The following is a 12,476-nucleotide window of genomic DNA, read 5'->3' on the forward strand; positions in this document are numbered from 1 at the left end:
TATTCCAATAAAAACAAATATTAACTTCATATGAAAAATTCAAATTACTTATATCTACAGTTTGCGAACCGGATCGAAAAGCAAATTAAGTCGGGCGTTTTGAATGTGGGAGACAAACTGCCTTCAATACGGGAAGTCTGTGCTGAAACAGGTTACAGCATGAGCACAGTAAGCAAAGCCTATTATGAAGTGGAAAGTAGATCTTTGATTGAATCGAGGCCACAATCCGGGTATTATGTGAGTAATACTTCGGCCAGAACGATTCCCGAGCCCTCATCCAGCAGCCCGATTCTACGATGCGAAAATATCGACAGAGAAGATTTAATCGATCAGGTTTACGGCAATATGACCGATAAAAATATTACAATGCTTTCGCTTGGTTTCCCTTCTAACGAATTGCTGCCCATTGCGAAATTAAACAAGGGCATGCTGCAGGCGATGCGTCAGTTGCCTAACAGTGGTACAAGTTATGAGCAAGTACAGGGAAATCTTAATTTGAGAAAGGAAATTGCCCGTTGGTCTTTTACCTGGGGTGGCTCGCTGACTGAAAATGATATTATTACAATGCCTGGCTGCACGAGTGCTATTTCGCATTGTCTGATGACTTTGACACAACCGGGAGATACTATTATTACGGAGAGCCCGGCCTATTTTGGAATTTTACAATTGGCAAAATCATTGGGTTTGTATATAATGGAATTGCCTACAAATATGACTACAGGAATTGAACTGGAAGCATTAAAAAAGGCACTTGCTACAAAAAAGATAAAGCTTTGTTTGTTGATGAGTAATTTTAGTAATCCATCCGGAAGCATGATGCCTGTTGAACATAAAAAAGAAGTGGTTAAATTGATGGAGTTTTACAATGTTCCATTAATTGAAGATGATATTCACGGCGATTTGTACTTTGGCTCCAGCCGACCAACTAATTGCAAAACTTATGACGAAAGTGGCATTGTGCTTTGTTGCAGTTCTGTATCTAAAACTCTGGCTCCGGGGTATCGCGTGGGTTGGGTTTCGCCGGGGAAATTCAAAAAACAAATATTGCGAAATAAAATTTACCATACACTCTCCTCACCTACTATTACACATGAAGTTGTGGGTGATTTCCTTAAAAATGGACGTTATGAAAACCATCTTAGAAAAATTCGCCAAATTCTGAATCATAACTGCAATAATTATATTAATACGGTTTTAGAATCTTTTCCGACTGGAACCAAGGTAAGTCAGCCACAAGGCGGATTTTTTCTTTGGATTGAATTGGACAAAAATATAGACACAGCGGCATTTTATCATTTGGCCATGAAACACAATATTAGCTTTGCACCCGGAAGAATTTTCTCTTTTCAGGATCAGTTCTCCAATTGCATGCGATTGAGTTTTGGTTTGCCCTGGAGTAATGAATTGCGTGAATCTATCAAAACATTGGGAAGATTGCTGCATTCTTAAAAATAAAAAAACCAGACAACAATTACGCTGTCTGGCTTCAATTAATCTAACTCCAACATTTAATTACAAAACAAAGTAAGCTTCTGCTTTCGCTTCTTTGGTTTCTGGTTTAAGATCAAATTCTTTAATGATGTCAAATTCACTTTGATATTCATTAAGCATTTGCATTATATTTTTTTCAATTGTATTTGCAATGGCAGTAACAGGTGTATCTGTTGGTCTGTTTTCAAATGGATCCTGCAAGTGAATTGCCATTCTTTCAATCAAAAAGAAAGCAGCGGCGATCGCAGTAATCAACGGAATAGCGAACCAGCTCAATACACTTGTTAACCCAAATGGCAACAATAAAATAAACAAACACAGGGTTAATCTGATATACATACTGTATGTTGTTGGGAAAATGGTATTTTTAATTCTTTCACATTTACCCATATGATCACATAATCTTGATAAAGTATTGTCGATTTCTACTTGCTGATACATATTAATGCTTTTGTCATTTTTAGCATTTCTAAGATCACGCGCATGCAACATTAAAATCGCATTTGGAACGTTTTGATGATTTTTAATAAATTTCATTTCTTCATCACTTACTAAACCTTTAAGCGGTTTTATAGCATCTTTATTTCGAAGTGCCTGACCTAAACTATAACACCACGCAATTTGTCTTTTTGCAAAATTTTCCTTGAATTCGCTTGCTTCTACAGAAAAATTTGGGTCTTTATAAAATGTCAACACCTGACGAATTAAGGTTCTTGAATCGTTTACAATTGCACCCCAGACAATACGGGCTTCCCACCATCTGTCATAAGCCTGATTTGATTTAAAAGCTAATAATAAGGATATAATGGTTCCAATCATTGTTGGAATAGCAATTGGAATATCTACTGGCAGGTTTATAAAATAGTAATGAAAAATTTCAAACAAAATAGTGTAAGTCATTACTAGTGCTAATTCTACTTTAATTTTTCCGAGAATGTACCTCATTGGAATTCTTTTCTTTAATAACATATTTTCGGCTTTTAATTAATTTTTTATTTATTTTGAAATAATATAGCTTACGCCAATTCTTCGTATAGCGACAAAACAGGAAGTCCTAATCTATCGTTGTTATTTTCTATTTTATTTTTTTTGAATTTTATTTTTTCGCTTTTACGTGTTTCCACTAACAAATCGATGTCGTATTTTGTAATAGCTTCTGACAAATAAGGAGCAAATGCTTCGTAGTTATCGTCAAAATTGGATGTTTGACTTACGATTTCAAAAGAAAAATTGGCACTTAAATACTGCTGAATATCTTTAACATGCATATTGCCCCTGGCATTCTCAATATAAAGTGCTTTATTAAAATCTTCTTTAAATTGCTCGTTCCCTAAATGTAAAATCGGGCATTTTTGATTTCCGGCCAATTGCATCAAATATTGATGAACTCGTTTTGTTTCTTGTTTATAAGATTGCGTCAGAACAATCAATTTCACATCAAAGGCTTCAATTATTCCTTTAAAAACAGGAGCCGAAAGTCCGTATTGATTATGAATTTTAATTTTACAGTTTGGAGTATGCTCTATAATATATCTGCAAGTTTCAAGAACTACTTCCTGACTTGACGTTAGACTAACTCTCATTTCGCGCAAAAACTGTGAAGATGAAAAAGTATCAGGAGTATCTGAAACCATCATTAAAATAATCTCGCAATTGGTATTTCTTGCCTGATTAATAGCCGATTTTACAGCGCTGATCGTATCTTCTTCTAAAGTCGTTGGTATAAGGAAATTTTTCATATGTATAATTGTTTAGTTTATACATACAAAATAACTCCTCTTAAATTAGATGGATCTTAAAGTAAAATTAGAATTTCCTAAGATTCAACATTAGAAATTCTAATGTTGGCTTTTTTAGCGATCTCTTTCTTAAAAATGATCGTTACAATAGTTCCTTTGTTTTGTTCCGATTGCACTTGTATTTCGCCATCGTGCATGCGGATAATTTTAGAAGCCAGAGGAAGGCCTAAACCATAACCAATATATTTGGCTGCAATTTTTCCTCTGAAGAAAGGTTCATATAAATGCGGAATATCTTCTGGTGGAATTCCGATTCCGATGTCGTTAATCGCAATTTTAATCCAGTCTTTATTGGCTGATAGCGTAACAAATACTTCATTATTATCGGAATATTTTACTCCGTTTGTAATGATATTATTGATTGCTAATTCTAAAAGCGGTTTATTACACGGAATTAAAAATAAATTAGAATCTTTTGGAGCAAAATTAAGTTTGATGCTAACACGGTTATCCGGATAAATTTTATCCAAATCCGATTTTACATCCATTAATAATTCATCAATTCTGGCAATGTCGAGAACTTGTTTTTTCCCGTCATAACCAGTCTGCGTTAATTTTAATAAACTCTCGGTTAGATTTCCTAATCTTGAGGCCTGACTGTAAATATTTTCCAGAGATTGAATATATTCCGAAACTTCCCTTTCTTTCAAAAGCATAATTTCAGACTCCGCTATAATCGTTGTAATGGGCGTTTTTAATTCGTGCGAAGCATTGTTAATAAAATTCGCCTGAATTTCAAACGACGTTTCTAATCGGTCCAGCATATCATTAAAAGTATGGGTAAGATCTGAAATTTCATCAGAATTCTTAACGTCAGGTAATCTGTTATGAAGATTAGAAGCACTGATTCGGTTTACTTCTTTTGTAATTCTCGCTACTGGATTAATAACACGTTTAGCCAGAAAGCGACCTAAAAAGAAAGCCAGAATCACAAATCCAATTCCGCCAAAAAGCAATATTTTGACAATATATATTGTTGTTGTTTTTCCTCTGCGGTCGCGCGCACCAACAATTACAATATATTTTTGATTATTTTCTGTAAAAACCTGACCTAAGTAATATTTACTATTAACTTCAAAATAGTCTTTTCCGGTTTCCAAAATGTTGGAGTAAAACGTATTAGGTAAATTCAGTTTGGTATTATAATCAAAACTATTAGCACTGTTTATTTTAAGAACATATTCTTCTTCTTCAATAAGTTCTTCAAGTCCATTTTTTTTAAGATTGCTATAGTATTTCTTCTTTTCAGGATCATTTTGAAAATGAATTGAAGCCACGATTTTTGCTCTGTCTTCCAGACGTTTTAAAAAATGATATCGATTATTTTCGCGAAATAACACAAAAACTAAAACACATAATAACAATGTGCTAAAGGTAGAAAGGGCAACATAAGTAAAAGTGATTTTTTTTCTTATATCCATTTTATGGCTGTATAACATAACCTAAACCTTTCATAGTATGAATCAGTTTGGTTGCGTAAGGTTTGTCTATTTTTTTTCTTAGGTAATTGATATAAACATCAACGACATTGGTATTCATATCAAAATTAATGTCCCAAACATTGTCTAAAATCTGATCTCGGGAAACAATTCTGCCCGTATTTTTAGCTAAATAATATAATAACTTAAACTCCTTGGCTGTTAAAACAATTGATTCTCCGTTTCTTTTAACTGTTTTAGATTTGCTGTTTATTTCTAAGTCGCTAATTATTATAGAATCTATTTTTTCAGTTTCCTGATTGGCTCTTCGGTACAATGCGTTAACTCTTGCATCAAGTTCTCCAAATTTAAAGGGTTTTACCACATAATCATCTGCGCCGGCATTTAATCCGGTAACAATATTTTCTGAAGTTCCAAGAGCCGTCAAAAGCAGAACCGGGACAAAATTTTTGTCTGCTCGTAATCTTCTGCAAATTTCGATTCCGTTGATATCCGGCAACATTACATCTAAAATTACTACATCAAAAGTATAATTCTGAATCATTTCTAAAGCCGTCTTACCGTCAAGAGCAACGCTGACATCATTGTTATTTTCAGCGAATCCTTTACGCAAAATGGATAATAAATTTGGTTCGTCTTCGACTATAAGTAATTTCATCTAAATAAATCTATAATAACAAAAATAAGGATTGCCTTTAAAAATATAAATCTCAATAGTTATAAATTATGATTTAATTATGAACAGTTGAACTTAGTATTCATAAAAAAAGCAACTTATACAAGTTACTTTTAGAGCTATTAGAAGATGTTTTAAAATGTTTTGAATTAAAAGGTTTCACCGGCATTAAGATAAAATCCTTTAGAACTATTTCCCCACGCCTGATCAACAATCAAATTGGTGCGGGTTGCTTTATCAATTAAAATACGCAAGCCTAAACCTGCGGCAGGTTGAATGGAATGAAAAAGATTTGTATTAGTCTCCGGATTGCTTGTCGTTACAAAATTCGTAAATACAACCCCGCTAAACATTTGATTGCAGGTAATTGGAAACCTAAATTCGCTAGCCAGATACACTAAATTTGTTCCTCTGAATAATCCTTGTGTATACCCTTCTCCACTTCGACTGCGCTGATCCCAGCCAATGGCAGGTAAATTTAAATAAGGAACTTTTCCGCTCGTCACAAATTGTCCATAGGTCCAAAGAGCCAAAATATAACGTTCATTTTTTTGAGAAAGCGGAATAAAATTTCGATACTCAGCATAAAGAACATTACTATTTTCCTGATTTTTAAACAATACTGGATTAATACGATAATTTAAATTCGCAAACCATCCCCGACTTGCATTAACCTGATTATCTCTGGAATCATAAACTAAATTAAGACTCACACCGGTTAAAAAATACTCCAGATTATTAAATCCATATTTTTGACTGTATTCATAATGATAAGTAGTTTTTCCGTTTGCTAAATCCAGTTCTTTATCTACTATACTTGAATACCAGTCGATATTGATTCCTCCGCCAACATAAAAATTCTTCCTTACTTCAAATGAAGCTGCCTGATGAAATTTAAAATAATTATAATCCATGGCTTGAGCAATTGAATCAATACTAAAGCCTGGCTCTTTATCCCGGGCGGGCGGAATAATATTAGTTCCTAAACCATAATTGGGTTGTGAAAATATATATAAACGATAATCACCACTTAAAAATATCTTATTGTTTTTTAATAAAATATTGTTTTTGACATTTACCAGCCATTGCTTTTTTGTGGTGTACGTTATCCCTAGATTAGCAATTGAATATTTGTCTGCTTTTTCTTTTCCTTTGAAGGTATATTGGGCAACTGCTCCAAAAAAGAATCCGGTTGCAGGCTGGGAACCAATGGCGGGAATGACTAAAAAGAAGCTATTTTTTATAGGCTTAACCATATAAACAGAATCTTTCTTTTTAAAGATTTCTAATATTGTTTTGGGAGGACAAAGTTCAGGACTAATGGAATCGTTTTGGGCGATTGAAGCAAAATGTATAAAAAACAATGACACTAAGATTTTATATTTCTTCTGAAAGCAATTATTTTTTAAAAATTTTACCATCTGAGAATGTTATTTTTTGGAAATAATAATTCAATCTTACTGTAAATATAAGCCTTATTTTCAACATTTTACACGAATATTCTTTTAAATTAAAATGAAAAACCTCATAACCTTTTAAAAATTTAGGATTCAAAACGCACCAAATTATTAGTGTAATCATTATCTTTTCACTCTCAAATAATCATCAAAAAACAACATTGAAAAAAGAGTCTGAATACTTTCTTGATAAAGAATATGATAGTATTGTCTATGGCAGAGACGAGCTTAATTTCAAAGATTTTGAATGTTGTGTTTTTAATAACTGTAATTTTTCTGCCTGCATATTTTTAGCCGTTACCTTTATTGATTGTACTTTTAATGATTGCATTTTTAGCGAAGCCAAAATCAATTATGTAGCTTTTAGAACCGCCACTTTTAATCGTTGCGAAATCAAAGAAGTAAATTTTGCAATGTGCGATAAATTGATTTTCGAGGTTCATTTTTATGATTGTATTCTTGATTTTTCGAAGTTTTATACTTTAAAAATAAAAGGAACAACGTTTACCAATTGTAGTTTGATTGCAGTAGATTTTATGGCAACAGACCTTACAAGTGTTCTTTTTGACAATTGCGATTTATACCGGTCTGAGTTTGACAAAGCCATCGCCAACAAAGCCGATTTTAAAACAAGTTACAATTACACTATTGACCCATCAAAAACGAAATTAAAGAAAGCCGTTTTTGCTTTGAAAGAGGTGAAAGGATTGTTGTTTAAGCATGATGTGATTGTGAGTTAATAAAAATATTCTATTATTTTATTTTTATACTTTCAGCTATTTTTTTGTACTCAGCAAAATGAATATATTTTTTAGATATATCTGTTCCTAAAAACTGAATTATACCTTTCGGTGTTTGCTTTATATATTGATAAATTTTCATCTCTTTTCCTTCGAAAATTCCAAACATTTCTACCTTTATAATTTCGTTTTCACCTTCCTTATATTTTTCTTCAGAAATAACTTTTACCTTAATACTTTTCTCTTTATAAACATTATTTTCATACTTATAAATCAATTTATCGCTATAAGTTTTTAAATCAAAACCATGAAGATTATTAGGTAAAAATCCAATTAAGAAATTAGTCATATAGACTCCATTTCCTGTCATTTTTTCATTATCAATAGTATAAACCCCAAAATTACTCATAACACTCAATAATTTAAATTCTGACTTTTTTAAATCAACATCATAAAATAAATTATCATCAATGTTTGTTTTTATTTCTTTATCATAATATGTACTTAAAACTAAATCAATAATTTCTTCTCTTTCTTTCTCATCATTTTGAAAAACTCCAGCAACTAAAACCGAAAAGGAAGTATCTCCAAATGAAAAAATTATTTGTTCAGAATCTTGACCTTGGGGAGCAAGTCCAAAATAAGCATCATAAATCCCTAATTTCAATTCTTTCTTTATTCTTATTCTTCCACCTTGCTTTTCTAATTCATCTATTTTAGCAATTATATTTGGAATTGCTTTATAGTAGTCTTGATTTGGAATTTCAATAACTTGAAAATAATTTTTAGAATCTTTCTGAAATCTTTTTAACTCTTTATAGTATATATAATCTTTAGATTCATTTATTAATATTTTTGTCCCTTTCACATTTACTTTATTTTCAATGCCAGAAATTTTAATTTGATCGGGAATATTTATTAACTGTCCGGAAGTTTCACAACTATAACTTAAAAACATTAATAAAAACAATACAATTGTCTGTTTCACTACTCTTATTTATTATATTTCAAAATAATATTTTACAACTTCTTCTCCATCACATAATCTTCCATTAAATAGCCTTTTCCAATATCTATATTAACTTCATCAACAACTTCAAAACCTATTTTTTTATAAAAACCTAAAGCCGAATTAAAACGGTTTACATTTAAAATTAATGCTGTTGAATTGTTGTCTAAAGCTAATTCTGCAATTTCATCAATAACCTTTTTACCAATTCCTTTTCCTTGTGTTTCTGGCAGAAGGTATATTTTGTGAATTTTGGTTACAGCTTTCGCATTGTAATTATGTTCTATTCCGATAAAGCCTAAATTGGTTTGATCTTCATAAATCATATAAAATAATTGTTCTTTTTTATTGTATTGATCAAGCAGCACCTCATCAGAATAAAAAAGATCTAACATATAATCCAATTGTTCTTTTGATAGAATTTCACCGTAAGTAATGGGCCATGTTATATGAACTATATCCTGAATTTGTTTAATATCACTAATAGCTGCTTCTGAAATTGTAATCATTTTTTATTCCTAAATATTTAATTTGTAAAAACCTGATTTTCCTGTTCGCTTACGCGAATGAATGTTGTTCTTTTAGTAAGCTCTTTCAATCTTGACGCACCAACATAAGTACATGTACTTCGTAAACCACCCAAAATATCTAATATGGTATTGATAACTTTTCCTTTAAAAGGAACCTGAACTGTTTTTCCTTCACTTGCCCTGTATTCAGCAACGCCACCAACATGTTTGTCCATAGCAGTTGTTGAACTCATTCCGTAAAATTGTTTGAATTTTTCACCGTTAATTTCGATTAGTTCTCCTCCACTTTCCGTATGTCCGGCTAACATTCCGCCAAGCATAACAAAATCAGAGCCCGCCCCAAATGCTTTGGCAACATCGCCCGGAGTACTGCATCCACCGTCGCTAATAATATGTCCGCCTAAACCGTGAGCAGCATCGGCACATTCAATAATCGCAGAAAGCTGTGGATAGCCAACTCCCGTTTTTACTCGGGTTGTACAAACAGAACCAGGTCCAATGCCTACTTTTACAATATCGGCTCCAGCCAAAAGCAATTCTTCGACCATTTCGCCAGTTACAACGTTTCCGGCGATAATTACTTTATCAGGATACTGTTTTCGGGTTTGTTTTAAAAACTGAACAAAGTGTTCTGAATAGCCATTCGCAACATCAATACAGATAAATTTCAAAAGCGGATTCGCTGTTATAATTTGACCAATTTTAGCAAAATCTTCTTTTCCTGTTCCTGTGCTTATTGCGATATAATTGTAGAAATCTTCTGGTACATTTTTTAGAAAGGCATTCCATTCTTCAGGAGAATAATGTTTGTGAATCGCTGTAAAAAGTTTTTCACTAGCCAAAACCTTTGCTATTTCAAAAGTGCCAACTGTATCCATATTCGCAGCCATAATCGGAATTCCTGTCCAGATTGTGGTGCTGTGCAAAAATTTAAAATTTCGTTCCAAAGAGACTTCAGATCGGCTTTTAAGCGTTGATCTTTTTGGACGAATCATTACATCTTTAAATCCTAATTTCAAATCAGTTTCTATTCTCATGGCTTTAAATTTTCTTTTACTCTCAAAGATATTAATTTTGAAAATGACGACTTTAAAATCAATAGAAAACTAATTATTCAGTTATTAACAATTGTAGATTTTAGATTGCAGATTATTTAGAAATTCCACAGAGACACACAAAGATTTCACGGAGATTCACAAAGCATTTTATTGTGAAGTCTTTCGATTTCAATAAAACTGAAAACTGAGACTGCGACTGAAAACTAATATTACCCATGAATTGTTTCTCCTTTTCCGTAATTAGAAATAATCGATTCTTCGTAGGCAAGCCATTCTCTCCAACGTTTTTCAACGTCAATTCCGACTCCGTATTTTCTTGCGTAAGTAATAAAAGTAGTATAATGTCCGGCTTCGCTTTCCATTAATTCTCTGTAAAATACAGCTAATTCTTCGTCCTGAATATTTTCAGATAAAACTTTAAAACGCTCACAGCTTCTTGCTTCAATCATGGCTGAGAAAAGCAGTCTTTCAACTAAACCTGAAACACGGCTTCCATCACCGCTTTTCTTCATATACAAATACAATTCATTTACATAATCGTCTTTGCGTTCACGTCCTAGTTTTAATCCTCTTTTGATGATTATATTATGAACCTGTTCAAAGTGATCGATTTCTTCTTTGGCTAAAGCCAATAAATCTTTAACTAAATCCTGATGTTCAGAATTATTAGTGATAATGGTTATTGCGTTTGTTGCTGCTTTTTGCTCGCACCAAGCGTGATCTGTCAGGATTTCTTCTATATTTTTCTCTACAATATTAACCCATCTTGGATCTGTTGGCAATTGTAATCTTAGTACGCCCATTTTTTAAGTCTTAAAGTTAGAAGGTCATAAAGTTGTAAAGTCAAAAAAAGTCGAAGATCAAAACTAAAATAGAATTACATTCCATTTCAAGACTTTCGACCTTCGACTTTAAGACTTTATGACTGATTTTAGTATACGAAAATCGGTCTTTCGCTCATCATTTCGTTTACTTCGTTAGCTACTTCTTCGATAACTGCTTCATTTGTATGATCAGCCAATACTTTATCGATTAAAGCGACGATTGTTTCCATATCTTCTTCAACTAAACCACGAGTAGTGATTGCAGCTGTTCCAACACGAATTCCAGACGTGATAAATGGTGATTTATCATCAAAAGGAACCATATTTTTATTTACTGTAATTTCTGCTTTTACTAATGCATTCTCCGCTTCTTTACCCGAAATATTTTTATTTCTTAAGTCAATAAGCATCATGTGGTTATCAGTTCCGCCGGAAATAATTTTGTATCCTCTTTTTACAAAAGCATCTGCCATAGCGTTTGCATTTTTTTGCAATTGCATAGCGTAAGTAAAGAATTCATCTTTAAGTGCTTCACCAAAAGCAACTGCTTTAGCAGCGATGATGTGCATTAAAGGTCCACCTTGATTTCCTGGGAAAACAGCAAGATCTAATAAAGATGACATCATTCTGATTTCTCCTTTTGGAGTTTTCAAACCTTGCGGGTTTTCAAAATCTTTCCCCATCAAAATCAAACCTCCACGTGGTCCACGTAAAGTTTTGTGCGTTGTTGTAGAAACAATATGACAATGTGGAATTGGGTCATTCATCAATCCTTTAGCAATTAAACCTGCAGGGTGAGAAATATCAGCAAATAAGATTGCACCTACACTATCAGCTATTTGTCTGAAACGCTCAAAATCCATATCACGAGAATAAGCCGAAGCTCCAGCGATAATTAATTTTGGCTGTTCTTTAGTGGCAATTTCCTGTATTTTATCATAATCTAAACGACCAGTTTCAGCATCTACACCATAAAAAACAGGACGGTATAAACGACCTGAAAAGTTTACCGGAGAACCGTGAGTCAGGTGACCACCGTGAGATAAATCGAAACCTAAAATAGTATCACCAGGATTTAAGCATGCGTGATAAACTGCCGTATTTGCCTGAGAACCTGAGTGAGGTTGTACGTTTGCATACACAGCTCCAAATAATTCTTTAGCTCTGTCGATTGCAATTTGCTCAATAACGTCAACTACTTCGCAACCGCCGTAGTATCTTTTGCCAGGATATCCCTCAGCGTATTTGTTAGTTAAAACAGAACCAGCTGCTTCCATTACTTCGTCACTTACAAAATTCTCTGAAGCAATAAGCTCCAATCCGTGAATTTGTCTGTCTTGTTCCTCTAGTATAAGGTCAAAAATTTGTTCGTCGCGTTGCATTTTTTCGTTTTTCGTTAATTTGATGCAAAAATACAAAAAAACGTTTGTCAAACTGTTAGATTATGATATAT

12 protein-coding genes are annotated in these 12,476 nt (G+C 32.9%); 2 read left to right on the forward strand and 10 right to left on the reverse strand.

Going from position 1 to position 12,476, the window contains the following annotated elements:
• Positions 1 to 30 precede the first annotated feature (30 nt).
• Positions 31 to 1,449 carry a PLP-dependent aminotransferase family protein gene (locus IHE43_RS16670; protein WP_192184949.1) on the forward strand — a complete coding sequence of 473 codons (1,419 nt, stop codon included), beginning with the start codon at positions 31 to 33 and terminating at the stop codon, positions 1,447 to 1,449.
• Between the two features lie 63 nt (positions 1,450 to 1,512).
• Here the strand turns inward: IHE43_RS16670 and IHE43_RS16675 are convergent, their stop codons facing one another.
• The 5 genes from IHE43_RS16675 to IHE43_RS16695 all read right to left on the reverse strand — a co-directional run bounded on the left by IHE43_RS16675 (position 1,513) and on the right by IHE43_RS16695 (position 6,775).
• Positions 1,513 to 2,460 carry a bestrophin family protein gene (locus IHE43_RS16675; RefSeq protein WP_192184950.1) on the reverse strand — a complete coding sequence of 316 codons (948 nt, stop codon included), beginning with the start codon at positions 2,458 to 2,460 and terminating at the stop codon, positions 1,513 to 1,515.
• A gap of 47 nt (positions 2,461 to 2,507) precedes the next feature.
• Entirely contained in the window at positions 2,508 to 3,230 is a 723-nt protein-coding gene (locus tag IHE43_RS16680) for a hypothetical protein (protein WP_192184951.1), read from the reverse strand.
• 77 nt (positions 3,231 to 3,307) lie between these two features.
• Positions 3,308 to 4,711: a HAMP domain-containing sensor histidine kinase gene (locus IHE43_RS16685; RefSeq protein WP_192184952.1), complete on the reverse strand. Its 1,404-nt coding sequence runs from the start codon at positions 4,709 to 4,711 to the stop codon at positions 3,308 to 3,310.
• 1 nt (position 4,712) lies between these two features.
• The gene (locus IHE43_RS16690) at positions 4,713 to 5,387 is read right to left on the reverse strand and encodes a response regulator transcription factor (RefSeq protein ID WP_192184953.1); all 675 of its coding nucleotides are present in this window, start codon (positions 5,385 to 5,387) and stop codon (positions 4,713 to 4,715) included.
• Positions 5,388 to 5,554: 167 nt separating this feature from the next.
• Entirely contained in the window at positions 5,555 to 6,775 is a 1,221-nt protein-coding gene (locus IHE43_RS16695) for a BamA/TamA family outer membrane protein (RefSeq protein WP_225585503.1), read from the reverse strand.
• A gap of 248 nt (positions 6,776 to 7,023) precedes the next feature.
• Here IHE43_RS16695 and IHE43_RS16700 point away from each other — a divergent pair, with 248 nt between their 5' ends.
• Entirely contained in the window at positions 7,024 to 7,602 is a 579-nt protein-coding gene (locus IHE43_RS16700) for a pentapeptide repeat-containing protein (protein WP_192184955.1), read from the forward strand.
• Positions 7,603 to 7,615: 13 nt separating this feature from the next.
• Here the strand turns inward: IHE43_RS16700 and IHE43_RS16705 are convergent, their stop codons facing one another.
• The 5 genes from IHE43_RS16705 to glyA all read right to left on the reverse strand — a co-directional run bounded on the left by IHE43_RS16705 (position 7,616) and on the right by glyA (position 12,405).
• Positions 7,616 to 8,590 (reverse strand): hypothetical protein, encoded by a 975-nt coding sequence (locus IHE43_RS16705; RefSeq protein WP_192184956.1) that lies wholly within the window; start codon positions 8,588 to 8,590, stop codon positions 7,616 to 7,618.
• A 32-nt stretch (positions 8,591 to 8,622) separates the two neighbouring features.
• The gene (locus IHE43_RS16710; protein ID WP_192184957.1) at positions 8,623 to 9,120 is read right to left on the reverse strand and encodes a GNAT family N-acetyltransferase; all 498 of its coding nucleotides are present in this window, start codon (positions 9,118 to 9,120) and stop codon (positions 8,623 to 8,625) included.
• A 17-nt stretch (positions 9,121 to 9,137) separates the two neighbouring features.
• Positions 9,138 to 10,178 carry a GMP reductase gene (locus IHE43_RS16715; RefSeq protein WP_192184958.1) on the reverse strand — a complete coding sequence of 347 codons (1,041 nt, stop codon included), beginning with the start codon at positions 10,176 to 10,178 and terminating at the stop codon, positions 9,138 to 9,140.
• A 230-nt stretch (positions 10,179 to 10,408) separates the two neighbouring features.
• Positions 10,409 to 11,002 (reverse strand): tRNA-(ms[2]io[6]A)-hydroxylase, encoded by a 594-nt coding sequence (locus IHE43_RS16720; RefSeq protein WP_007810758.1) that lies wholly within the window; start codon positions 11,000 to 11,002, stop codon positions 10,409 to 10,411.
• Positions 11,003 to 11,130: 128 nt separating this feature from the next.
• Positions 11,131 to 12,405 (reverse strand): serine hydroxymethyltransferase, encoded by a 1,275-nt coding sequence (glyA, locus tag IHE43_RS16725; RefSeq protein WP_192184959.1) that lies wholly within the window; start codon positions 12,403 to 12,405, stop codon positions 11,131 to 11,133.
• Positions 12,406 to 12,476 lie beyond the last annotated feature (71 nt).

The sequence above is a fragment of the Flavobacterium sp. MDT1-60 genome, from assembly GCF_014844035.1.
GTDB lineage: Bacteria > Bacteroidota > Bacteroidia > Flavobacteriales > Flavobacteriaceae > Flavobacterium.

Coding starts and splice junctions, on each gene's coding strand:
- IHE43_RS16670 (WP_192184949.1), top strand. CDS start 31: ATGAAAAATTCAAATTACTTATATCTACAGTTTGCGAACCGGATCGAA.
- IHE43_RS16715 (WP_192184958.1), bottom strand. CDS start 10,178: ATGAGAATAGAAACTGATTTGAAATTAGGATTTAAAGATGTAATGATT.
- IHE43_RS16710 (WP_192184957.1), bottom strand. CDS start 9,120: ATGATTACAATTTCAGAAGCAGCTATTAGTGATATTAAACAAATTCAG.
- glyA (WP_192184959.1), bottom strand. CDS start 12,405: ATGCAACGCGACGAACAAATTTTTGACCTTATACTAGAGGAACAAGAC.
- IHE43_RS16720 (WP_007810758.1), bottom strand. CDS start 11,002: ATGGGCGTACTAAGATTACAATTGCCAACAGATCCAAGATGGGTTAAT.
- IHE43_RS16675 (WP_192184950.1), bottom strand. CDS start 2,460: ATGTTATTAAAGAAAAGAATTCCAATGAGGTACATTCTCGGAAAAATT.
- IHE43_RS16685 (WP_192184952.1), bottom strand. CDS start 4,711: ATGGATATAAGAAAAAAAATCACTTTTACTTATGTTGCCCTTTCTACC.
- IHE43_RS16690 (WP_192184953.1), bottom strand. CDS start 5,387: ATGAAATTACTTATAGTCGAAGACGAACCAAATTTATTATCCATTTTG.
- IHE43_RS16680 (WP_192184951.1), bottom strand. CDS start 3,230: ATGAAAAATTTCCTTATACCAACGACTTTAGAAGAAGATACGATCAGC.